Origin of the sequence: Pseudomonas sp. JV245A (genome assembly GCF_032424515.1) — a bacterium.
Lineage (GTDB): Bacteria > Pseudomonadota > Gammaproteobacteria > Pseudomonadales > Pseudomonadaceae > Aquipseudomonas > Aquipseudomonas protegens.
The window spans coordinates 46,983-69,913 of the sequence record NZ_VYKE01000018.1 but is presented as its reverse complement, the minus strand read 5'-3'; the positions used below and the strand labels follow the sequence as shown (position 1 = coordinate 69,913).

Below are 22,931 nucleotides of genomic sequence, written 5' to 3'. Positions count from 1 at the left end.
ATGAACAGCACGCTTATCCAGACAGACCGTTTCGCCCTGAGCGAAACCGAGCGCTCGGCCATCGAGCACGAGATGCATCACTACGAAGACCCGCGCGCGGCGTCCATCGAAGCCCTGAAGATCGTCCAGAAGGAACGTGGCTGGGTGCCTGACGGCGCGGTCTACGCCATCGGCGAGATCCTTGGCATTCCTGCCAGCGACGTTGAAGGCGTGGCGACGTTCTACAGCCAGATCTTCCGCCAGCCAGTGGGCCGCCACATCATTCGCGTCTGCGACAGCATGGTCTGCTACATCGGCGGCCACGAGTCCGTGGTCAGCCAGATCCAGAGCGAGCTGGGCATCGGCCTCGGCCAGACCACCGCCGACGGCCGCTTCACCCTGCTGCCGGTGTGCTGCCTGGGCAACTGCGACAAGGCACCGGCGCTGATGATCGACGACGACACTTTCGGCGACGTGCAGCCTGCTGGCGTGGCCAAACTGTTGGAGGGCTACGTATGACCCTGACCTCTTTCGGTCCTGCGAACCGCATTGCGCGCACCGCAGAAACCCATCCCCTGACCTGGCGCCTGCGCGACGACGGCGAGCCGGTCTGGTTCGACGAGTACCAGGCCAAGAACGGTTACGCGGCGGCCCGCAAGGCCTTCGCCGACCTGTCCCAGGACGACATCGTGCAGACCGTCAAGGATGCCGGCCTCAAGGGTCGCGGCGGTGCGGGCTTCCCCACCGGTGTGAAGTGGGGCCTGATGCCCAAAGACGAATCCATGAACATCCGCTACCTGCTGTGCAACGCGGACGAAATGGAGCCCAACACCTGGAAGGACCGCATGCTGATGGAGCAACTGCCCCATCTGCTGATCGAAGGCATGCTGATCAGTGCTCGCGCACTCAAGACCTACCGCGGCTACATCTTCCTGCGGGGCGAGTACACCACCGCCGCCAAGCACCTGCGTCGTGCCGTGGAAGAAGCCAAGGCCGCAGGCCTTCTGGGCAAGAACATCCTGGGCAGCGGCTTCGATTTCGAGCTGTTCGTCCACACCGGCGCCGGGCGCTACATCTGCGGTGAAGAAACCGCACTGATCAACTCCCTGGAAGGCCGTCGCGCCAATCCACGTTCCAAGCCGCCCTTCCCTGCCGCCGTGGGCGTGTGGGGCAAGCCGACCTGCGTGAACAACGTCGAGACCCTGTGCAACGTGCCGGCGATCATCGGCGACGGCGTGGAATGGTACAAATCCCTGGCCCGCGAAGGCAGCGAAGACCACGGCACCAAGCTGATGGGCTTCTCCGGCAAAGTGAAGAACCCCGGCCTGTGGGAGCTACCCTTCGGCGTGACCGCGCGCGAGCTGTTCGAAGACTACGCCGGCGGCATGCGCGACGGCTTCAAGCTCAAGTGCTGGCAGCCAGGCGGCGCCGGTACCGGCTTCCTGTTGCCCGAGCACCTGGACGCCCAGATGTATGCCGGCGGTATCGCCAAAGTGGGCACCCGCATGGGTACCGGCCTGGCCATGGCGGTGGACGACAGCATCAACATGGTGTCCCTGCTGCGCAACATGGAGCAGTTCTTCGCCCGCGAATCCTGCGGCTTCTGCACCCCGTGCCGCGACGGCCTGCCCTGGAGCGTCAAGCTGCTGATGGCCCTGGAAAAAGGCCAGGGCCAGCAAGGGGACATCGAGACCCTGCTGGGCCTGGTGGGTTTCCTCGGCCCAGGCAAGACCTTCTGTGCTCACGCACCGGGTGCCGTGGAGCCTTTGGGCAGCGCCATCAAGTATTTCCGTCCAGAGTTCGAAGCCGGCATCGCGCCCACCAGCGCCGCCGTCCCGCCTCTGGCCCGACCGATCGTAGTCGGCGCGTAACGTTTAAATGAGGGCGCCGGGTCCGTGCCCTGCGCTCGACGTGCGATGACGCCGTGAACGGCTGTGTTGATTCGCACGCATAACAAGATTCCATTAGCCACGCCCGCTGACACCGGGCCAACGAAGAACTTTGAACCATGGCCACTATCCACGTAGACGGCAAAGCGCTCGAAGTCGATGGGGCGGACAACCTGTTACAGGCTTGTCTGTCACTAGGCCTCGACATCCCTTATTTCTGCTGGCACCCCGCTCTCGGTAGCGTCGGTGCCTGTCGCCAGTGCGCGGTCAAGCAGTACACCGACGAGAACGACACCCGTGGTCGTATCGTCATGTCCTGCATGACCCCGGCCACCGACAACACCTGGATCTCCATCGACGATGAAGAATCCAAGGCGTTCCGCGCCAGTGTCGTCGAGTGGCTGATGACCAACCACCCCCACGACTGCCCGGTCTGTGAGGAAGGCGGTCACTGCCACCTGCAGGACATGACGGTGATGACCGGCCACAACGAGCGCCGTTATCGCTTCACCAAGCGTACCCACCAGAACCAGGACCTCGGCCCGTTCATTTCCCACGAGATGAACCGCTGCATCGCCTGCTATCGCTGTGTGCGCTTCTACAAGGACTACGCCGGCGGCACCGACCTGGGCGTCTACGGCGCCCACGACAACGTGTACTTCGGTCGCGTTGAAGACGGCACCCTGGAAAGCGAGTTCTCCGGCAACCTCACCGAGGTCTGCCCGACCGGTGTGTTCACCGACAAGACTCACTCCGAGCGCTACAACCGCAAGTGGGACATGCAGTTCTCGCCGAGCATCTGCCATGGCTGCTCCAGCGGTTGCAACATCTCCCCGGGCGAGCGCTACGGCGAGCTGCGCCGCATCGAGAACCGCTACAACGGTTCGGTGAACCAGTACTTCCTCTGCGACCGTGGCCGCTTCGGCTATGGCTACGTCAACCGCAAGGACCGTCCACGCCAGCCACGCCTGGCCGATGGCACCAAGCTGACCCTGGACCAGGCACTGGATCAGGCCGCAGACCTGCTGCGTGGCCGTAACATCGTCGGTATCGGTTCGCCCCGCGCCAGCCTGGAAAGCAACTACGCGTTGCAGGAACTGGTCGGTGCCGAGCACTTCTACTCCGGTATCGAAGCCTCCGAGCTGGAGCGCATCCGCCTGGTTCTGCAGGTCCTGAACGACAGCCCGCTGCCGGTTCCGAACATGCGCGACATCGAAGACCACGACGCCGTCTTCATTCTCGGTGAAGACCTGACCCAGACCGCCGCACGCATGGCCCTGGCCCTGCGCCAGTCGGTCAAGGGCAAGGCCGAGGAAATGGCCGATGCCATGCGCGTCCAGCCTTGGCTCGACGCTGCGGTGAAAAACATCGGCCAGCACGCGCTGAACCCGCTGTTCATCGCCAGCCTGGCTGAAACCAAGCTCGACGACGTGGCCGAGGAGTGTGTGCACGCCGCTCCAGACGACCTGGCGCGCATCGGTTTTGCCGTGGCCCACGCCATCGACGCCAGCGCCCCTGCCGTGGTAGGCCTGGACAGCGAAGCCCTGGAACTGGCCAAGCGCATCGCCGATGCCCTGCTGGCAGCCAAGCGTCCACTGATCATTTCCGGTACCTCCCTGGGCTCCAAGGCACTGATCGAAGCCGCGGCCAACATCGCCAAGGCCCTGAAGCAACGCGAGAAAGCCGGCTCCATCAGCCTGGTGGTGCCAGAGGCCAACAGCCTCGGCCTGGCCATGCTCGGCGGCGAATCCGTGGACGCCGCCCTGCAGGCGGTGATCGACGGCCGTGCCGACGCCATCGTGGTACTGGAAAACGACCTGTACACCCGCACCGACGCGGCCAAGGTGGATGCAGCGCTGAACGCGGCGAAGGTGGTGATCGTTGCCGATCATCAACAAACCGCTACCGTCGAGCGCGCGCACCTGGTGCTGTCGGCGGCGAGCTTTGCCGAAGGCGACGGTACCCTGGTCAGCCAGGAAGGTCGCGCCCAGCGCTTCTTCCAGGTCTTCGATCCGACCTACCTGGACGCCAGCATCATGGTCCACGAAGGCTGGCGCTGGCTGCACGCCCTGCGCAGCACCCTGCTGAACAAGCCAGTGGACTGGACCCAACTGGACCACGTGACCGCAGCCTGCGCCGCGAGCACGGCGCAACTGGCCAGCATCGTCGATGCCGCACCTTCCGCGGCGTTCCGCATCAAGGGCCTGAAACTGGCGCGCGAACCGCTGCGCTACAGTGGCCGTACCGCCATGCGCGCCAACCAGAGCGTGCACGAGCCACGTACCCCGCAAGATCCGGATACCGCCTTCGCCTACTCCATGGAAGGTTACTCGGGCTCCGTCGAACCGCGCTCGCAAGTGCCGTTCGCCTGGTCTCCGGGCTGGAACTCGCCACAGGCCTGGAACAAGTTCCAGGACGAAGTCGGTGGCCACCTGCGCGCCGGTGACCCGGGCACTCGCCTGATCGAAACCCAGGGCGACCGCCTCAACTGGTTCGCCAGCGTGCCACGGGCCTTCTCCCCGGCCCCCGGCACCTGGCAGGCCGTGCCGTTCTACCACCTGTTCGGCAGCGAGGAAAACTCTTCGAAAGCCGCTCCGGTGCAGGAGCGCATCCCGGCTCCGTACGTTGCTCTGGCCAAATCCGAAGCGGATCGCCTGGGCGTCAACGACGGTGCCCTGCTCGCGGTGAACGTGGCTGGCCAGACCCTGCGTCTGCCGCTGCGCATCAACGAAGAGCTGGGTGCTGGCCTGGTGGGCCTGCCTGCCGGCCTGGCGGGCATTCCTCCGGCAATCGCAGGCATTTCCGTTGATGGTCTGCAGGAGGCGGCACAATGAGTTGGTTTACCCCTGAAGTGATCGACGTGATCCTGACGGTCGTCAAGGCCATCGTCATCCTGCTGGCCGTAGTGATCGCCGGTGCGCTGCTGAGCTTCGTCGAACGTCGCCTGCTGGGCTGGTGGCAGGACCGTTACGGTCCGAACCGTGTTGGCCCGTTCGGCATGTTCCAGATCGCTGCCGACATGCTGAAGATGTTCTTCAAGGAAGACTGGACTCCACCGTTTGCCGACAAGGTGATCTTCACCCTGGCACCGGTGGTGGCCATGTCCGCCCTGTTGATCGCCTTCGCGATCATCCCGATCACCCCGACCTGGGGCGTGGCGGACCTGAACATCGGCCTGCTGTTCTTCTTCGCCATGGCCGGTCTGTCGGTCTACGCGGTACTGTTCGCCGGCTGGTCGAGCAACAACAAGTTCGCCCTGCTCGGCAGCTTGCGTGCCTCGGCGCAGACCGTGTCCTACGAAGTGTTCATGGGCCTGGCCCTGATGGGCATCGTGGTACAGGTCGGCTCGTTCAACATGCGCGACATCGTCGAGTACCAGGCGCAGAACCTGTGGTTCATCATTCCGCAGTTCTTCGGCTTCTGTACCTTCTTCATCGCTGGCGTGGCCGTGACTCACCGTCACCCCTTCGACCAGCCGGAAGCGGAGCAGGAACTGGCCGACGGCTACCACATTGAATACGCCGGTATGAAATGGGGCATGTTCTTCGTCGGTGAATACATCGGCATCATCCTGATCTCGGCGCTGCTGGTCACCCTGTTCTTCGGTGGCTGGCACGGTCCGTTCGGCATCCTGCCGCAACTGTCCTTCGTCTGGTTCGCACTGAAGACCGCGTTCTTCATCATGCTGTTCATCCTGCTGCGCGCTTCCATCCCGCGTCCGCGTTATGACCAGGTGATGGACTTCAGCTGGAAATTCTGCCTGCCACTGACCCTGATCAATTTGCTGATAACCGCTGCGGTTGTGTTGTGGAACACACCTGCGGTTGCGGTTCAGTGAGGATTTGACCCATGTTCAAATATATTGGCGACATCGTTAAGGGTACTGGTACCCAGTTGCGCAGCCTGGTCATGGTCTTCGGCCATGGCTTTCGCAAGCGCGACACCTTGCAATACCCGGAAGAGCCGGTCTACCTGCCTCCACGCTACCGTGGCCGCATCGTCCTGACCCGCGACCCCGATGGCGAAGAGCGTTGCGTAGCCTGCAACCTGTGCGCCGTGGCCTGCCCCGTAGGTTGCATCTCGCTGCAGAAAGCTGAAACCGAAGACGGTCGCTGGTACCCGGACTTCTTCCGCATCAACTTCTCGCGCTGCATTTTCTGTGGCCTCTGCGAGGAAGCCTGCCCGACCACCGCGATCCAGCTGACACCGGATTTCGAGATGGCCGAGTTCAAACGTCAGGACCTGGTTTACGAGAAAGAAGATCTGCTGATCTCCGGTCCCGGAAAGAACCCTGATTACAACTTCTATCGTGTTGCAGGTATGGCCATTGCCGGTAAGCCAAAAGGCTCCGCGCAGAATGAAGCCGAGCCGATCAACGTGAAGAGCTTGCTGCCTTAAGGAAGAAAGATGGAATTCGCTTTCTATTTCGCGTCAGGTGTTGCGGTTGTTTCCACGCTACGTGTGGTCACCAATACCAACCCTGTGCACGCCCTGCTCTACCTGATCATTTCGCTGATCGCCGTGGCCATGACCTTCTTCAGCCTTGGCGCGCCGTTCGCCGGTGCCCTGGAAGTGATCGCCTACGCCGGTGCCATCATGGTGCTGTTCGTGTTCGTGGTGATGATGCTGAACCTCGGCCCGGCCGCGGCTCAGCAAGAGCGCATCTGGCTCACGCCCGGCATCTGGATCGGCCCGGTCATCCTGGCCGCGCTGCTGCTGGCTGAACTGCTGTACGTACTGTTCAGCCATCAGAGCGGTGCCGGTATCGGTCAAACCACCGTCAGCGCCAAGGCCGTGGGCATCAGCCTGTTCGGTCCTTACCTGCTGGTGGTCGAACTCGCCTCGATGCTGCTGCTTGCCGCGGCCGTCACGGCGTTCCACTTGGGCCGCAACGAGGCGAAGGAGTAATACGATGCCTACTATCTCTCTCGGTACTATCCCGATGGAACATGGCCTGGCGGTTGCCGGTATCCTGTTCTGCCTCGGTCTGGTCGGCCTGATGGTCCGCCGTAACATCCTCTTCGTATTGATGAGCCTGGAAGTGATGATGAACGCCTCTGCACTGGCCTTCATCGTTGCGGGCGCCCGCTGGGCGCAACCGGATGGACAAGTGATGTTCATCCTGGTGATCAGCCTGGCAGCCGCCGAGGCCAGTATTGGCCTGGCGATCCTGCTGCAGCTGTACCGCCGCTTCCACACTCTCGATATCGATGCAGCCAGCGAGATGCGCGGATGAACCTTCTCTTTCTGACTTTCGTATTCCCCCTGATCGGTTTCCTGCTGCTGTCGTTCTCCCGTGGACGCCTCTCGGAAAACCTCTCGGCCCTGATCGGCGTCGGCTCCATTGGCCTGTCGGCCATCGTGGCCGCCTACGTGATCTGGCAATTCAACGTCGCGCCGCCCGAGGGTGGCCACTACACCCAGGTGCTGTGGCAGTGGATGTCGGTGGACGGTTTCGCGCCGAACTTCGCCCTGTACCTGGATGGTCTGTCCGTGACCATGCTGGGCGTGGTGGTGGGCGTGGGCTTTTTGATCCACTTGTTCGCGTCCTGGTACATGCGTGGTGAAGCCGGCTACTCGCGTTTCTTCGCCTACACCAACCTGTTTATCGCCAGCATGCTGTTCCTGGTACTGGGCGATAACCTGCTGTTCCTGTACTTCGGCTGGGAAGGCGTGGGCCTGTGCTCCTACCTGTTGATCGGTTTCTACTACAGCAACCGCAACAACGGTAACGCCGCACTCAAGGCCTTCATCGTTACCCGCATCGGCGACGTGTTCATGGCCATCGGCCTGTTCATCCTGTTCCAACAGGTGGGCACGCTGAACGTCCAGGAACTGCTGGTGCTGGCTCCGCAGAAATTCCAGGCCGGTGACTTCTGGATCACCCTGGCAACCCTGATGCTGCTGGGTGGCGCCGTGGGTAAATCTGCCCAGTTGCCACTGCAGACCTGGCTGGCGGACGCGATGGCCGGCCCGACCCCGGTTTCGGCACTGATCCACGCCGCAACCATGGTCACCGCCGGTGTCTACCTGATCGCCCGTACCCACGGCCTGTTCACCCTGGCGCCGGAAATCCTGCACCTGGTGGGCCTGGTCGGCGGCGTGACCCTGGTACTGGCCGGTTTCGCCGCGCTGGTGCAGACCGACATCAAGCGGATCCTCGCCTACTCCACCATGAGCCAGATCGGCTACATGTTCCTGGCCCTGGGCGTTGGCGCCTGGGACGGCGCGATCTTCCACCTGATGACCCACGCCTTCTTCAAGGCCCTGCTGTTCCTTGCTTCCGGTGCGGTGATCGTTGCCTGCCACCACGAGCAGAACATCTTCAAGATGGGCGGCCTGTGGAAGAAACTGCCTCTGGCCTACGCCAGCTTCATCGTCGGCGGCGCGGCCCTGGCGGCCCTGCCTCTGGTGACCGCAGGCTTCTACTCCAAGGACGAGATCCTCTGGGAAGCCTTCGCCAGCGGCAACCATGGCCTGCTGTACGCTGGCCTGGTGGGTGCGTTCATGACCTCGCTGTACACCTTCCGCCTGATCTTCATCACCTTCCACGGTGAAGCCAAGACCGAAGCCCACGCCGGCCACGGGATCTCCCACTGGCTGCCGCTGGTGGTGCTGATCGTGCTGTCCACTGCGATCGGCGCGATGATCACCCCGCCCCTGCATGGCGTGCTGCCGCAAAGCGTCGGCCATGCCGGTGGCGAAGCCAAGCACAGCCTGGAAATCGCCTCGGGTGCCATCGCCCTGGCCGGTATCCTGCTGGCCGCCCTGTTGTTCCTTGGCAAGCGTCGCGTTGTGACCGCCATCGCCAACAGCGGCATCGGGCGTCTGCTCTCGGCCTGGTGGTTCGCCGCCTGGGGCTTCGACTGGATCTACGACAAACTGTTCGTCAAGCCATACCTGGCCATCAGCCACGTACTGCGCAAGGACCCGCTCGATCAGACCATCGGTTTGATCCCGCGTATGGCCAAAGGGGGTCACACCTCCCTGAGCCGTACCGAGACCGGTCAACTGCGTTGGTACGCCGCCTCGATGGCAGCCGGTGCCGTGCTGGTCATCGGCGCCATTGTGCTGGTAGCGGTCTGATATGAACCTTGCGAACTTGCGAAAGGAATTGAGCCCGTCATGATTCTGCCTTGGCTAATCCTGATCCCCTTCATCGGCGGCCTGCTGTGCTGGCTGGGTGAGCGCTTCGGCGCCACCCTCCCCCGCTGGATTGCGCTGTTGACCATGACCCTGGAACTCGCCCTCGGCCTCTGGCTGTGGGCCCACGGTAACTATTCATTTGCTCCGGCGCCTGGCGCCGATCCAACTTGGGCCATCGAGTTCAAGCATGTCTGGATCGAGCGCTTCGGCATCAACGTGCACCTGGCGCTGGACGGCCTGTCGCTGTTGATGATCCTGCTGACCGGCCTGCTGGGTATCCTCTCGGTACTCTGCTCCTGGAAAGAGATCCAGCGCCACGTGGGCTTCTTCCACCTGAACCTGATGTGGATCCTGGGCGGTGTGGTCGGCGTGTTCCTGGCGCTGGACCTGTTCATGTTCTTCTTCTTCTGGGAAATGATGCTGGTGCCGATGTACTTCCTCATCGCGCTCTGGGGTCACAGCTCGGCAGACGGCAAGAAAACCCGGATCTACGCAGCGACCAAGTTCTTCATCTTCACTCAGGCTTCCGGCCTGATCATGCTGGTGGCGATCCTGGGCCTGGTGCTGGTGAACTTCAACAACACCGGGGTCATCACCTTCGATTACGCCCAGTTGCTGAAGACCAAGATGTCCACCGCCACCGAGTACATCCTGATGCTCGGCTTCTTCATCGCCTTCGCGGTGAAGCTGCCCGTGGTGCCATTCCACTCCTGGCTGCCTGACGCTCACGCCCAGGCACCGACCGCCGGTTCCGTGGACCTGGCGGGCATCCTGCTGAAGACGGCGGCCTACGGCCTGCTGCGTTTCGCCCTGCCACTGTTCCCCAACGCCTCGGCAGAGTTCGCACCGATCGCCATGACCCTGGGTCTGGTCGGGATCTTCTACGGTGCCTTCCTGGCCTTCGCCCAGACCGACATCAAGCGCCTGATCGCCTTCTCCAGCGTTTCCCACATGGGCTTCGTGCTGATCGGGATCTACTCCGGCAGCCAGCAGGCCCTGCAGGGCGCGGTGATCCAGATGCTGGCCCACGGTGTTTCGGCAGCCGCGCTGTTTATCCTCAGCGGCCAGCTGTACGAGCGCACCCATACCCGCGACATGCGTGAAATGGGCGGCCTGTGGTCGCGTATCGCCTACCTGCCGGCCATCAGCCTGTTCTTCGCAGCCGCCTCCCTGGGCCTGCCGGGCACCGGCAACTTCGTCGGCGAGTTCCTGATCCTGATCGGCACCTTCGTCAGCGCTCCATGGATCACCGCGATCGCGACTTCGGGCCTGGTGTTCGGCTCGGTCTACTCGCTGATCATGATCCACCGTGCCTACTTCGGCCCGTCCAAGTCGGACGCGGTGCTGCACGGCATGGATGCTCGCGAACTGATCATGGTGCTGGGGCTGGCGGTCCTGCTGATCTACATCGGCGTGTACCCGCAACCGTTCCTCGATACCTCTGCCGCCACCATGCATGGCGTGCAGCAATGGCTCAGCACCGCCTTCACTCAACTCGCTTCGGCCCGGTAAGAGCGCTATGGACTTTACGATTCAACACTTTATAGCCCTGGCGCCGCTGCTGATCACCAGCGCCACCCTTGTGGTGGTGATGCTGGCGATCGCCTGGCGGCGCAACCACGCCCAGACCTTCCTGCTGTCGGTGGCCGGTCTGAACCTGGCATTGCTGTCGATCTTCCCGGTGCTGAAAGTGGCACCGCTGGCAGTGACCCCGCTGTTGCAGATCGACCAGTTCGCCTGCCTCTACATGGCCCTGATCCTGGTGGCCACCCTGGCCTGCGTCACCCTGGCCCACGCCTACCTGGGCGATGGCAGTAGCGGTTACCCGGGCAACCGTGAAGAGCTGTACCTGCTGATCCTGCTGGCCGCCGCTGGTGGCCTGGTATTGGTCAGCGCGCAGAACCTGGCCGGCCTGTTCATCGGCCTGGAACTGCTCTCGGTACCGGTCTACGGCCTGGTGGCCTATGCCTTCTTCAACAAGCGCTCCCTGGAGGCCGGCATCAAGTACATGGTGCTGTCGGCCGCCGGTTCGGGCTTCCTGTTGTTCGGCATGGCCCTGCTCTACGCAGAAGCCGGCAGCCTCAGCTTCAGCGGTATCGGCCAGGCCCTGGCCGCCACTGGGCTGCCAAGCCCGCTGGCGCAACTGGGCCTGGGCATGATGCTGATCGGCCTGGCCTTCAAACTGTCGCTGGTGCCTTTCCACCTGTGGACTCCGGACGTCTACGAAGGCGCCCCGGCCCCGGTCGCCGCCTTCCTGGCCACCGCCAGCAAGGTGGCGGTGTTCGCGGTGCTGGTGCGTCTGTTCCAGCTCTCGCCAGTGGCCAGCAGCGGTGTCCTGAGCAACGTGCTGACCGTGATCGCCATCGCCTCGATCCTGGTGGGCAACCTGTTGGCGCTGACCCAGAGCAACCTCAAGCGTCTGCTGGGTTACTCCTCCATCGCCCACTTCGGTTACCTGCTGATCGCCCTGGTGGCGAGCAAGGGCCTGGCCATGGAAGCCATCGGCGTGTACCTGGTCACCTACGTGATCACCAGCCTGGGCGCCTTCGGCGTGATCACCCTGATGTCCTCGCCGTACAAGGGCCGTGACGCCGACGCACTGTACGAGTACCGCGGCCTGTTCTGGCGCCGTCCGTACCTGACGGCCGTCCTCACCGTGATGATGCTGTCCCTGGCCGGTATCCCGCTGACCGCAGGCTTCATCGGCAAGTTCTACATCATCGCTACCGGTGTCGAAGCGCACCAATGGTGGCTGGTCGGTTCCCTGGTCATGGGCAGCGCCATCGGCGTCTTCTACTACCTGCGAGTGATGGTCACCCTGTACCTGATCGAGCCGAACCTGCGTCGCGTCGATGCCCAACTGCACTGGGAACAGAAAGCCGGTGGCGTCATGCTGCTGGCCATCGCGCTCCTGGCGTTCTTCCTCGGCGTATACCCACAGCCGCTGCTGACCCTGGTCCAGCATTCGGGCCTGGCAGGTTGATCGCTTAAGCTTCAGCGCAACACACAGAACGGCACCTTCGGGTGCCGTTTTGCATTTCAGGGCCCTGCCCTCCCCTCTTCCCGGCGAAACTCGGAATCGCCCTTCCTGTCACGTCGGCCCGGTCCGACATTCAGCCCACTGCCGCAGGCATAGACTGTTGCCAGATCAAACGCGGCGCTCAGCGGGCCTTGACCAAAGCTGCAGCGTCATCCAGCCTATACGTAGGAAGCGTATGAAATGAATGCTCTGTTTATTGAACTACCGGCATTTGCGCGATACCGAAAAGGCTTCCTTGACGACGAGTTGTTCTGCGAACTGCAGATCGAGTTGCTGCGTCACCCGCACGCGGGTGTTCTGATTCAGGGCACTGGCGGCTTGCGCAAGATGCGTTTCATCGATGAGCGACGCAACAAGGGCAGGCGTGGCGGGCTGAGGGTGATTTATTACTGGTGGTCCGGAGGAGCACAGTTCTGGCTCTTCACCCTGTTCGACAAGGAGCAGATGGACGACCTGCTACCGCAGCAGCGACAACAGCTCAAACAACTGCTGGAACGTGAAATCGAGGCCAGAAGACATGACCAAACGTGACATCTTTTCCGAACTGGTTGAAGGCATCGACGCCCTCACCCAGGAACGCCAGGGCAAGATCACCCTGCGCAGCCATAAAGTGAAACTCGACAAGCTGCCCCCCATCACCGCCGCCGAGGTGATGAACATCCGCCAGCAACTCAACCTCTCGCGCTCGGTATTCGCCATGTACCTGCGCACCAACACCCGCACCCTGGAGAACTGGGAACAGGGCCGCGCCATACCTAACGCCCAGGCCACGACCTTGATACGCCTGGTGGAACGCTACCCCGATACAGTGGAGCGCCTCGCCTCGCTGGCCTGATCCGGCACTGTTCGAAGGGCAACAAAAAACCCGCACCAGGCGGGTTTCTTGTTGCAGCGAACGCAGGCTCAGTCAGCCAGGCGCCAGGTCGTACCGCCCTTGCCGTCTTCCAGGATCACGCCCATGGCGGTGATCTGGTCGCGGATCCGATCGGACTCTGCCCAATCCTTGTTGGCACGGGCCGCCAGGCGGGCCTGGATCAGCGCCTCGACCTGTGCCCCATCGACCCGACCTTCGGCACCGGCCTGCAGGAAGTCGTCGGCCTCCAGTTGCAGCACGCCCAGCACACTGGCCAGTTCCTTCAAGCGGGCTGCAAGACCCGCCGCCGCATCGATATCGCTCTCACGCAGGCGGTTGATCTCGCGCACCATCTCGAACAGCACGGCACAGGCTTCCGGAGTACCGAAGTCGTCGTTCATCACCTGGGTGAAACGCTCGACGAAGGCTTCGCCACCGGCCGGCGCCACTTTCGGCAGGCCCTTGAGCGCATGGTAGAAACGCTCCAGCGCGCCCTTGGCGTCCTTGAGGTTGTCTTCCGAGTAGTTGATGGCGCTGCGGTAGTGGCTGGCCACCAGCAGGTAACGCACCACTTCCGGATGGTACTTGTCGAGCACGTCACGAATGGTGAAGAAGTTGTTCAAGGACTTGGACATCTTCTCGCCATTGATGCGGATCATGCCGCAGTGCATCCAGGCGTTGGCGTAGGTCTTGCCGGTAGCCGCCTCGCTCTGGGCGATCTCGTTCTCGTGGTGCGGGAACTCCAAGTCGCTGCCGCCGCCATGAATGTCGAAGGTCTCGCCCAGGCAGCAGGTGGACATCACCGAGCACTCGATGTGCCAGCCCGGACGACCGTCACCCCAAGGCGATGGCCAGCTTGGCTCGCCCGGCTTGGTGCCTTTCCACAGAACGAAGTCCAGTGGGTCCTGCTTCGACTCGTCGACTTCGATCCGCGCGCCGATGCGCAGGTCTTCGATCTTCTTGCGCGACAGCTTGCCGTAGCCCATGAACTTGCCGACGCGGTAGTACACGTCGCCATTGCCCGGGGCATAAGCGTAACCCTTGTCGATCAGGGTCTGGATCATCTTCAGCATGCCCGGAATATGATCCGTGGCACGCGGCTCCATGTCCGGCTTGAGGATGTTGAGGCGTGCTTCATCCTCGTGCATCGCCGTGATCATGCGTTCGGTCAGGACATTGAACGGCTCACCGTTCTCCTTGGCCCGGTTGATGATCTTGTCTTCGATGTCGGTGATGTTGCGCACATACGTCAGGTCATACCCGCTGAAACGCAGCCAGCGGGTAATCAGGTCGAAGGCCACCATGCTGCGGCCATGGCCCAGGTGGCAGTAGTCGTACACGGTCATGCCGCACACGTACATGCGCACCTTGTTGCCATCCAGAGGCTTGAAGACTTCTTTGCTCTTGGTGAGCGTGTTGTAGATCGTTAGCACGTTAGTTCCTTGACTGAATCACTGACCCCAGGAGTCGCGCAGGGTCACGGTACGGTTGAATACCGGAGCACCTGGTTTCGAGTCCTTGATATCCGCGCAGAAGTAGCCTTCGCGCTCGAACTGGAAACGGTCTTCCGGCTGTGCGTTGCCCAGCGAGGGTTCAGCACGACAACCAGTGAGCACTTGCAGGGAGTCAGGGTTGATGTTGTCCAGGAAACTCGCGCTGTCTTCGGCCTTCTCCGGGTTCGGAGAGCGGAACAGACGATCGTACAGACGCACTTCGCACTCGACGCTAGCCGCAGCCGGCACCCAGTGGACCACGCCCTTGACCTTGCGGCCTTCAGGGTTCTTGCCCAGGGTGTCCGGATCGTAGGAGCAACGCAGCTCGACGATATTGCCCTCAGCATCCTTGATCGCTTCGTCGGCACGGATCACGTAGCTGCCGCGCAGGCGCACTTCGCCGTTCGGCTCCAGGCGCTTGTAGCCTTTTGGCGGCTCTTCCATGAAATCGTCACGGTCGATGTAGATTTCACGGGCGAACGGCAGCTTGCGCACGCCGAGTTCTTCTTTTTGCGGATGACGTGGCAGTTCGAGGTTCTCGACCTGGTCTTCCGGGTAGTTGGTGATCACGACTTTCAACGGACGCAGCACGCACATGGCGCGCGGGGCATTCGCGTCGAGGTCCTGGCGGATGCTGAATTCCAGCATGCCGTAGTCGACCACACCGTCTGAGCGGTTGGTGCCAACCATCTCGCAGAAATTGCGGATCGATGCCGGGGTGTAGCCGCGGCGGCGGAAGCCCGACAGGGTCGACATGCGCGGGTCGTCCCAACCATTCACGTGCTTCTCATCCACCAGTTGCTTGAGCTTGCGCTTGCTGGTGATGGTGTAGTTCAGGTTCAGGCGGCTGAACTCGTACTGGCGCGGGTTGGCCGGCACTGGCAGGTGCTCGAGGAACCATTCGTACAGCGGACGGTGGCTTTCGAACTCCAGGGTGCAGATCGAGTGGGTGATGCCTTCAATGGCATCCGACTGACCGTGGGTGAAGTCGTAGTTGGGGTAGATGCACCACTTGTCACCGGTCTGGTGGTGATGGGCGTGGCGAATGCGATACATGATCGGGTCGCGCAGGTTCATGTTCGGCGAGGCCATGTCGATCTTGGCCCGCAGCACCCGTGCACCGTCTGGGAATTCGCCGGCACGCATGCGGGCGAACCAGTCCAGGTTCTCTTCAACCGAACGTTCGCGGAACGGGCTGTTCTTGCCTGGCTCGGTGAGGCTGCCGCGGTATTCCTTGGCCTGGTCAGGGGTCAGGTCGCAGACATAGGCCTTGCCTGCCTTGATCAGCTCCACGGCCCAGTCGTGCAACTGGTCGAAGTACTGCGAGGCATAACGCACTTCGCCGGACCACTCAAAACCCAGCCACTTGACGTCGCTTTCAATGGCGTCGATGTATTCCTGGTCTTCCTTGGCCGGGTTGGTGTCGTCGAAACGCAGGTGCGTGACACCACCGAACTCCTGGGCCAGACCGAAGTTCACGCAGATCGACTTGGCATGACCGATGTGCAGGTAACCGTTGGGCTCCGGAGGGAAGCGGGTCACGATCTGTGTGTGCTTACCCGAGTCCAGGTCCGCCTGGATGATCGGGCGCAGGAAGTTGACCGGTACGGCCGGTCCAGTCTTGGAATTCGAGGTAGGGTCGACAGTGGGCTTGCTCATAGGATCCTTGAACGTACAAGTGCGCGGCCAGGTGCGGCCTGATAAATCAAAACGGATATCATAGCCGATGCTGTCAAGTGCCTGACAGAGCGCAGCTTTAAAACTGCGGCTATTAATGGCACCCAAGTGAAAAAACAGCCTCGAAATTCGTGGCGGTCACGCTAAACTGCGCTCCTTGGCTGCTGGATGGCCAAATCGGTGCGGACCCCATGCGTGCCCCGCCACCCAGGATTTTCTTGAAAACGCTTCTCCTTATAAAGAGTACCGACCATGACCCAAGTCAAACTGACCACCAACCACGGCGAGATCGTGCTGGAACTGAACGCCGAGAAAGCCCCGTTGACCGTGGCCAACTTCGTCGAATACGTGAAAGCCGGTCACTATGAAAACACCGTTTTTCACCGCGTCATCGGTAACTTCATGATCCAGGGCGGCGGCTTCGAACCTGGCATGAAAGAAAAGAAAGACAAGCGTCCAAGCATCCAGAACGAAGCTGACAACGGCCTTTCCAACGACAAGTACACCGTTGCCATGGCCCGCACCATGGAGCCGCATTCGGCTTCCGCGCAGTTCTTCATCAACGTTGCCGACAACAGCTTCCTCAACCACAGCGGCAAGACCGTGCAGGGCTGGGGCTACGCCGTATTCGGCAAAGTGATCGCCGGCACCGAAGTGGTCGACAAGATCAAGGGCGTGGCCACCACCATGAAGTCCGGCCACCAGGACGTACCCGCAGACGACGTGATCATCGAGAAAGCCGAGATCATTGAGTGATACTGCTGATTTCAGATCTGCATCTGGAAGAGGAGCGCCCGGACATCACCCGGGCGTTTCTGGAATTACTCGGTGGGCGCGCCCGCGCCGCCGAGGCGCTGTACATCCTCGGGGACTTTTTCGAGGTATGGATCGGCGACGATGCCATGACCCCCTACCAGCTTTCCATTTGCCAGGCATTGCGCGAGCTCAGCGACAGCGGCACGCAGATTTTCCTGATGCACGGCAATCGCGACTTCATGCTCGGCAAGGCCTTCTGCAAGGCGGCCGGCGCCACCCTGCTCAAGGATCCCAGCGTCGTCGACTTCTACGGCGAGCCTGTATTGCTGATGCACGGTGACAGCCTGTGCACCCGTGACGAAGCCTACATGCGTATGCGCCGCTACCTGCGCAACCCGCTGAGCCTGTGGATTCTGCGCCACCTGCCCCTGGGCACCCGGCGCAAGCTGGCGCGTAAGCTGCGCAACGAAAGCCGAGCCCAGACCCGCATGAAGGCCAACGACATTGTCGATGTGACCCCGGACCAGGTACCGCAGGTCATGCAGGCACACGGGGTGCGCACCTTGGTTCACGGCCACACCCATCGCCCGGCGATCCACAAGCTGCAGATCGGCGAACAAGCTGCCAAGCGCATTGTGCTGGGGGACTGGGACCGTCAGGGCTGGGCGCTGCAGGTGGATGAGCAGGGTTTCCAACTGGCGGCGTTCGATTTCGTACCGACGCAACTGGCGCTGCCCGGTTCGCCCTGAACGGACGCCCTCGCTGCCGTAGGAGCCAGCTTGCCGGCGAAGAGGCCAGCAAGCCTTGCATGGCCCTGTCGGACGCCTGCGCCTGCGGCGAAGGGCATCAATGCCCCGCCGCGGCTGGGCCGGCCTTGGCAGCGAATGGCGGCTTGGCCAGCCAGACCAGCAGAATCAGGCCCATGAAGCCCCAGCCCAGCAAGGTGAAGTAGTCCACGGTCGAGAGCATGTATGCCTGGCTGGTCAGGACTTGATCCAGCTGCGCGTAAGCCTTGGTGCTCGCGCCTCCGAGATTGTTCAGCGCATCTCGGGTGACCGAATCGAAGATGCTCATGCTCTCGCTCATGTAAGCGTGATGCTGGTCTGCCCGGCGAATCCAGATCCAGGTGGTCAGCGACGCCGCAAAACTGCCCCCCAGAGTCCGCAGGAAGGTTGCCAGGCCAGCGCCGTCGGCGATCTGGTGCGGTGGCAGGTCGGACATCAGGATGCTCAGGGTCGGCATGAAGAACAGCGCCACGCCGATGCCCATGAACAGTTGCACCAGGGCGATGTGCTGGAAGTCCACTTCATTGGTGAAACCGGCACGCATGAAGCAGCTCAGGCCAATGGCCAGGAATGCCAGCCCGGCCAGCAGGCGCAGGTCGAACTTGTTCGCGTACTTGCCGACAAAGGGTGACAACAGCACCGGCAGGATGCCGATCGGTGCCACCGCCAGCCCCGCCCATGTCGCGGTGTAGCCCATCTGGGTCTGCAACCATTGCGGCAGGATCAGGTTAATACCGAAGAACCCGGCGTAGCCCAGCACCAGCACTATCGTGCCAATGCGGAAGTTGCGGTGCGCGAACAGCCGCAGGTTGACCACCGGATGCTGGTCGGTCATTTCCCAGATGATGAACACTGCCAGCGCGATCACCGAAATCGCCGCGCCAATGATGATGAAGTTCGACTCGAACCAGTCCAGGTCATTGCCCTTGTCGAGGATCACCTGCAACGCGCCGACGCCAATGACCAGCGAAATCAGCCCGACGTAGTCCATCGGCTGACGGCTGGTGACCACCGGGCGCTTGGCCAGCTGCGAACGCACCACCATCACCGCAAAAATGCCGATCGGAACGTTGATGAAGAAAATCCACGGCCAGCTGTAACTGTCGGTGATCCAGCCGCCAAGAATGGGACCAGCAATCGGCGCCACTACCGTGACCATTGCCAGCAATGCCAGGGCCATGCCGCGCCTGGCGGGTGGATAAACGGCGATCAACAGGGTTTGCGTCATCGGGTACAACGGCCCGGCCACCAGGCCTTGCAGCACACGAAAGCCGATCAGCTCAGGCATCGAGGTCGAGATGCCGCAGAGAAACGAGGCCAGCACAAACAGCATCGTCGCCCAGAGAAACAGTTTTACCTCGCCAAAGCGCCGGCTGAGCCAGCCGGTCAGCGGCAACGCAATCGCATTGCTCACGGCGAACGAGGTAATCACCCACGTGCCCTGCTCCGAACTCACACCAAGGTTGCCGGAAATCGTCGGCAACGCCACGTTGGCGATGGTGGTGTCGAGCACCTGCATGAAGGTCGCCAGCGACAGGCCGATGGTGCTGAGCAACAGGCTGGGCGGCGTGAAAGAAGCGTTATTGCTCATCGCGAATCCTTTGGAACCGGGGTGGCGCTGCGCCCCTGTGGGGCGAGCGTGCTCGCACCCACAGGGTCAGTGGCGAATCAGCGTTGCGCGGTTTTGCTGACCACAGCGCTGTTGTCATGGATCAGCTGAGCGATCATCGCGTCGGCTTCGGCCAACTGCCGGTCGTAGACGTTGGTGCTGAACGAGGCCTTTTGCTGCGGTTGCTGCGCCAGTACCGGGCCGCTCTGGTCATGCAGGTTCACTTCAACATTGGTCGACAGGCCAACCCGCAGTGGGTGCTTGGCCAGCTCTTCAGCGTTGATGTGAATCCGTACCGGCACACGCTGCACGATCTTGATCCAGTTGCCGGTGGCGTTCTGCGCGGGCAACAGAGCAAACGCGCTGCCGGTGCCGGCGCCGAGGCTGTCGACGGTGCCACTGTATTTCACGCTGCTGCCGTAGATGTCGGACTCGATGTCCACGGGCTGGCCGATGCGCATGTCACGCAGTTGGGTTTCCTTGAAATTGGCATCGATCCACAGTTGATCCAGCGGGATCACCGCCATCAACGCCGTACCCGGTTGCACTCGCTGGCCGAGCTGCACGGTGCGTTTGGCAACGTAACCGGTGACCGGCGCAATCAGGGTACTGCGCGCATTGGTTAGGTAGGCCTGGCGCAGATCCGCCGCCGCCGACATCACGTCGGGGTGCGACGAGACCACAGTGTCATCGACCAGCGCACTGGTGGTTTTCAACTGCTGCTTGGCGTTGGCCAGGGCGTTTTGCGCCGAGGTCAGGTCGTCGCGGGCGTGGGACAGTTCTTCCTGGGAAATCGCGCCGCCCGCGGCAAGGTTTTTCCGGCGGTTGAAGTTGTCCTGAGCCTTCTGCACTTCGGCCTGTTGCGCGTTGACCTGGGCTTTCATGCCGTCGACATTACTGTACAGGCCGCGAACCTGACGCACGGTACGCGCCAGTTTCGCCTGGGCACTTTGCAGACCGACTTCGGCATCGTTGGGGTCGAAGTTGATCAGCACCTGACCTTCGTGGACCAGGTCACCATCGTCGGCGCCGATGCTGACCACGGTACCGGTCACCAGCGGAGTGATTTCAACGACGTTGCCGTTGACGTAGGCGTCATCGGTGCTCTCATTCCAGCGCCCGATGAATTCGTGATAAGCCCAGACACCGGCACCGGTGAGGGCCACAACGATGGCCAGCACCAGCAGCATCACTTTGCGCTTGCGCGGATTGCCGGTGTCTTGCGAGTTGTCTTGAGCTTGGGTGTTTTCGGCAGTGGCCATGACAAATACCTGAATTAGTTGTGCGGCGTGGCTGGGATGGCGTTGGCTGCGCTCAGGGTCTCGCCCTGAAAGCCCCCGCCCAGCGCTTGCATCAGTTGAATCGACAGATCGATCTGCTCGGCATTGAGGTTGGCCAACTGACGTTGGGCCTGCAGCAGTTGCTGCTCGATGCTGAGCACGTCCAGGTAGTTACCGATGCCGGAACCGTAACGCTGGACCACGGTGTTATAGGAATCCTGAGCAATGTCGGTGGCGTGCTGTTGCGCGCCGATTTGCCGGCCGATGTCACGCAACTGGTTGATCGTGTCGCTGACATCACCCAGCGCTTTCACCAGGCTTTTGTTGTACTGCGCCACCGCCAGATCGTAATCGGCGTCACGCGAATCGAGGTTGGCGCGCAGGCGCCCACCATCGAAGATCGGCAGCGAAATGGTCGGGGCGATGCTGAAGAAGCGACTGGCCGAACCAAACATTGCGTCACCCAACAAGGATTCGGCACCGGCGGACGCCGTAAGGTTCAGGTTGGGATAGAAGCGGGTTTTCGCCGAATCGATGTCTTTGCTCGCGGCCTCTACACGCCAGCGGGCGGCGACCAGGTCCGGGCGACGGCCAAGCAGCTCTGCCGGAAGAACCGAGGGCACAGCCACGGCGCTGGCTTGCAATACTTTGGGCCGGGCGATTTCACTGCCGCGATCCGGGCCTTTGCCGAGCAGCACGGCCAGGGCGATTTTCGCACTGCTCAGACGTTTTTCGGCGTCGATCAGGCTGGCTTCGGAACTGGCTTCCAGACTCTGGGTTTGCTGGAACTGGTACTGGCTGTCGATCCCGGCGCTCAAGCGACGCTGGCTCAGATCGAGCATTTGTCTGGTGCGCTTGAGGTCGTCGCTGGCCAGGTCATAGACGATGTGCGCCTGCCCCAGATCGCTGTAGGCCCGGGCCACATCGGCGGCGAGGGTCAATTGCGCGGCCTGACGGTCAACTTCAGCAGCACGCGCCTGGCCGAGTGCGGCTTCCCAGGCATCACGCTGGCCGCCCCACAGGTCGAAGTTGTAATTGAAGCCAGCGCTGATGTTACGCACGGTGGCGTAGGCATCGCCCTGCCCCAGCGGATCCTGATCCTTGGCCAGGCGCGAACGGCTGATGCCGGCGCTAGCGTCGAGGGTCGGATAGCGTTCGGCATCGGCGGCATACGCGGCAGCGCTGGCCTGATGGGCGCGGGCGGCGGCAATCTGCATGTCCGGGCTGTCGCGCAGGGCTTCGCGGATCAAACCGTCAAGCTGTGGATCGCCGAGGCTGGTCCACCAGTCGCTTTTCGGCCATGCCGCAGGCGACAGGGTCACACCGTTGAGGGATTGGCCGGCCTTCAGGCTTTTCGCGTCGAGATTTTTGCCTTGGGTATCGAGGCCGCTGTAATTGGCGCATCCGGCAAGGATCATCGCCGACAGCACCAGCGTCAGGCTGCTGCGCAAGGTTTTACTGCTCATTGTGTTCACCTAAGCGCTGGATGGTGATCGGGTCACCGGCGGCCAGCAGGATTTTCTTGAGGATGTATTCCAGGGTCTTCAACTCGTCCGGGGAGATCGCGCCAGCCAGTTCATTCATCGCGTCGGCGCCGATCTGCGGCAGCCGATCCGTCAACTGCTGGCCCTGTTCGGTCAGGGTCAGTTGTACTTGGCGGCGATCACCTTCGCTGCGTTGGCGAGCCAGGAAGCCCTTTTGCTCCAGACGATCGAGCATGCGTGTCATCGAACCGCTGTCCAGCGACAGGTGCCGGCACAGCTCGGCCGGGGTATCGACGCCGAACTGGGCCATGATGATCAACACTTTGAACTGCGCGGCAGTGATGCCGTGGGGTTCCATGTGGGTGTCGATGATCCGGTCCTTGAGCAATGCGGCGCGGCCCAGCAACAGGCCGAGATGGCAGGTTTTGAATTCGTCCGGGGTGAAATGCTTCATGTGCTCACCTAATAACTGCCTAGGCAGTGAATATATGTCGAGATGTTACTGCCTAGGCAGCGAATGTCAACGCAATAGTTAGGTTGCTTTGTAATTAGTTGACCAATGGACTTGGTCTTTATGCTGAACAGGCGGGCGTCATCACCAACCCGCTGACGATTAGTAGTCTTCATGCCTCTGCCTACCGCCTGTGAGTCAACGGGATTGCCCTATTCCACGATGACTTCGACAAAGGCCATGGATCGCACGTGCACCCGGCATCCCCCCCCTTGAGCGAATTGGAGATCGACCGCATACAGGTGCACGACTGCAGCGCCAACGAGGTACTGACGCAGGCGCCAACCTGCGTTGCCCGGCTCGGTCCCCCGTTGGTCTAACGGTGGTGACGGGAAGCTTGGAGACCGCGCAAGAACTTGATCTGTTGCGTAAAATCGACTGCACTCAGATTCAGGGTTTCCTGATCTTTCACGCCATATTCTTCGGATC

At 61.9% G+C, this 22,931-nt stretch carries 20 protein-coding genes; 14 read left to right on the top strand and 6 right to left on the bottom strand.

Annotated features, from left to right (window positions below):
• From nuoE to F6S12_RS08130, 12 genes are all read left to right on the top strand, one after another.
• On the top strand, positions 1-498 hold the full coding sequence (gene nuoE, locus F6S12_RS08185; RefSeq protein ID WP_011062188.1) for an NADH-quinone oxidoreductase subunit NuoE: 498 nt from the start codon (positions 1-3) through the stop codon (positions 496-498).
• On the top strand, positions 495-1,850 hold the full coding sequence (gene nuoF, locus F6S12_RS08180; protein WP_011062189.1) for an NADH-quinone oxidoreductase subunit NuoF: 1,356 nt from the start codon (positions 495-497) through the stop codon (positions 1,848-1,850). Before nuoE ends, nuoF begins: the two co-directional genes overlap by 4 nt.
• A 137-nt stretch (positions 1,851-1,987) precedes the next feature.
• Positions 1,988-4,702, top strand: a complete 2,715-nt coding sequence (nuoG, locus tag F6S12_RS08175) for an NADH-quinone oxidoreductase subunit NuoG (protein ID WP_315868831.1) — start codon at positions 1,988-1,990, stop codon at positions 4,700-4,702.
• On the top strand, positions 4,699-5,706 hold the full coding sequence (gene nuoH / locus F6S12_RS08170; RefSeq protein WP_011062191.1) for an NADH-quinone oxidoreductase subunit NuoH: 1,008 nt from the start codon (positions 4,699-4,701) through the stop codon (positions 5,704-5,706). Before nuoG ends, nuoH begins: the two co-directional genes overlap by 4 nt.
• 11 nt (positions 5,707-5,717) lie before the next feature.
• Entirely contained in the window at positions 5,718-6,266 is a 549-nt protein-coding gene (nuoI, locus tag F6S12_RS08165; protein ID WP_003223795.1) for an NADH-quinone oxidoreductase subunit NuoI, read from the top strand.
• Between the two features lie 9 nt (positions 6,267-6,275).
• Entirely contained in the window at positions 6,276-6,776 is a 501-nt protein-coding gene (gene nuoJ, locus F6S12_RS08160) for an NADH-quinone oxidoreductase subunit J (RefSeq protein ID WP_011062192.1), read from the top strand.
• A gap of 4 nt (positions 6,777-6,780) precedes the next feature.
• Positions 6,781-7,104, top strand: a complete 324-nt coding sequence (gene nuoK / locus F6S12_RS08155) for an NADH-quinone oxidoreductase subunit NuoK (RefSeq protein WP_011062193.1) — start codon at positions 6,781-6,783, stop codon at positions 7,102-7,104.
• Positions 7,101-8,954 (top strand): NADH-quinone oxidoreductase subunit L, encoded by a 1,854-nt coding sequence (nuoL, locus tag F6S12_RS08150; RefSeq protein ID WP_011062194.1) that lies wholly within the window; start codon positions 7,101-7,103, stop codon positions 8,952-8,954. The genes nuoK and nuoL overlap by 4 nt, the downstream gene beginning before the upstream one ends.
• 39 nt (positions 8,955-8,993) lie before the next feature.
• Positions 8,994-10,526, top strand: coding sequence for an NADH-quinone oxidoreductase subunit M (gene nuoM, locus F6S12_RS08145; RefSeq protein WP_015636298.1), 1,533 nt, complete (start codon positions 8,994-8,996; stop codon positions 10,524-10,526).
• Positions 10,527-10,533: 7 nt separating this feature from the next.
• Positions 10,534-11,997: an NADH-quinone oxidoreductase subunit NuoN gene (gene nuoN, locus F6S12_RS08140; protein ID WP_011062196.1), complete on the top strand. Its 1,464-nt coding sequence runs from the start codon at positions 10,534-10,536 to the stop codon at positions 11,995-11,997.
• Between the two features lie 237 nt (positions 11,998-12,234).
• The gene (locus F6S12_RS08135) at positions 12,235-12,585 is read left to right on the top strand and encodes a hypothetical protein (protein ID WP_053152689.1); all 351 of its coding nucleotides are present in this window, start codon (positions 12,235-12,237) and stop codon (positions 12,583-12,585) included.
• Positions 12,572-12,889 (top strand): helix-turn-helix domain-containing protein, encoded by a 318-nt coding sequence (locus tag F6S12_RS08130; RefSeq protein WP_053152691.1) that lies wholly within the window; start codon positions 12,572-12,574, stop codon positions 12,887-12,889. The genes F6S12_RS08135 and F6S12_RS08130 overlap by 14 nt, the downstream gene beginning before the upstream one ends.
• 68 nt (positions 12,890-12,957) lie before the next feature.
• Here the strand turns inward: F6S12_RS08130 and cysS are convergent, their stop codons facing one another.
• Together cysS and F6S12_RS08120 are read right to left on the bottom strand one after the other, a co-directional pair.
• Positions 12,958-14,340 (bottom strand): cysteine--tRNA ligase, encoded by a 1,383-nt coding sequence (gene cysS / locus F6S12_RS08125; RefSeq protein WP_123430474.1) that lies wholly within the window; start codon positions 14,338-14,340, stop codon positions 12,958-12,960.
• Between the two features lie 18 nt (positions 14,341-14,358).
• A complete protein-coding gene (locus F6S12_RS08120; RefSeq protein WP_315868830.1) occupies positions 14,359-16,059 on the bottom strand; it encodes a glutamine--tRNA ligase/YqeY domain fusion protein in 1,701 nt (566 codons plus the stop codon).
• A gap of 270 nt (positions 16,060-16,329) precedes the next feature.
• Here F6S12_RS08120 and F6S12_RS08115 point away from each other — a divergent pair, with 270 nt between their 5' ends.
• Both F6S12_RS08115 and F6S12_RS08110 read left to right on the top strand, forming a co-directional pair.
• Positions 16,330-16,833, top strand: a complete 504-nt coding sequence (locus F6S12_RS08115; RefSeq protein WP_011062201.1) for a peptidylprolyl isomerase — start codon at positions 16,330-16,332, stop codon at positions 16,831-16,833.
• On the top strand, positions 16,830-17,582 hold the full coding sequence (locus tag F6S12_RS08110; RefSeq protein WP_232643452.1) for a UDP-2,3-diacylglucosamine diphosphatase: 753 nt from the start codon (positions 16,830-16,832) through the stop codon (positions 17,580-17,582). Before F6S12_RS08115 ends, F6S12_RS08110 begins: the two co-directional genes overlap by 4 nt.
• A gap of 97 nt (positions 17,583-17,679) precedes the next feature.
• On the opposite strand, the gene F6S12_RS08105 is transcribed toward F6S12_RS08110, so the two are convergent.
• From F6S12_RS08105 to F6S12_RS08090, 4 genes are all read right to left on the bottom strand, one after another.
• Positions 17,680-19,209 (bottom strand): DHA2 family efflux MFS transporter permease subunit, encoded by a 1,530-nt coding sequence (locus F6S12_RS08105; protein WP_065363234.1) that lies wholly within the window; start codon positions 19,207-19,209, stop codon positions 17,680-17,682.
• 77 nt (positions 19,210-19,286) lie between these two features.
• Positions 19,287-20,489 carry an efflux RND transporter periplasmic adaptor subunit gene (locus tag F6S12_RS08100; RefSeq protein ID WP_011062204.1) on the bottom strand — a complete coding sequence of 401 codons (1,203 nt, stop codon included), beginning with the start codon at positions 20,487-20,489 and terminating at the stop codon, positions 19,287-19,289.
• 14 nt (positions 20,490-20,503) lie between these two features.
• Positions 20,504-21,973, bottom strand: coding sequence for an efflux transporter outer membrane subunit (locus tag F6S12_RS08095; protein ID WP_053159455.1), 1,470 nt, complete (start codon positions 21,971-21,973; stop codon positions 20,504-20,506).
• Complete coding sequence (locus F6S12_RS08090) at positions 21,963-22,445, bottom strand: MarR family winged helix-turn-helix transcriptional regulator (RefSeq protein ID WP_011062206.1); 483 nt, start codon at positions 22,443-22,445, stop codon at positions 21,963-21,965. The genes F6S12_RS08095 and F6S12_RS08090 overlap by 11 nt, the downstream gene beginning before the upstream one ends.
• Positions 22,446-22,931: the final 486 nt, after the last annotated feature.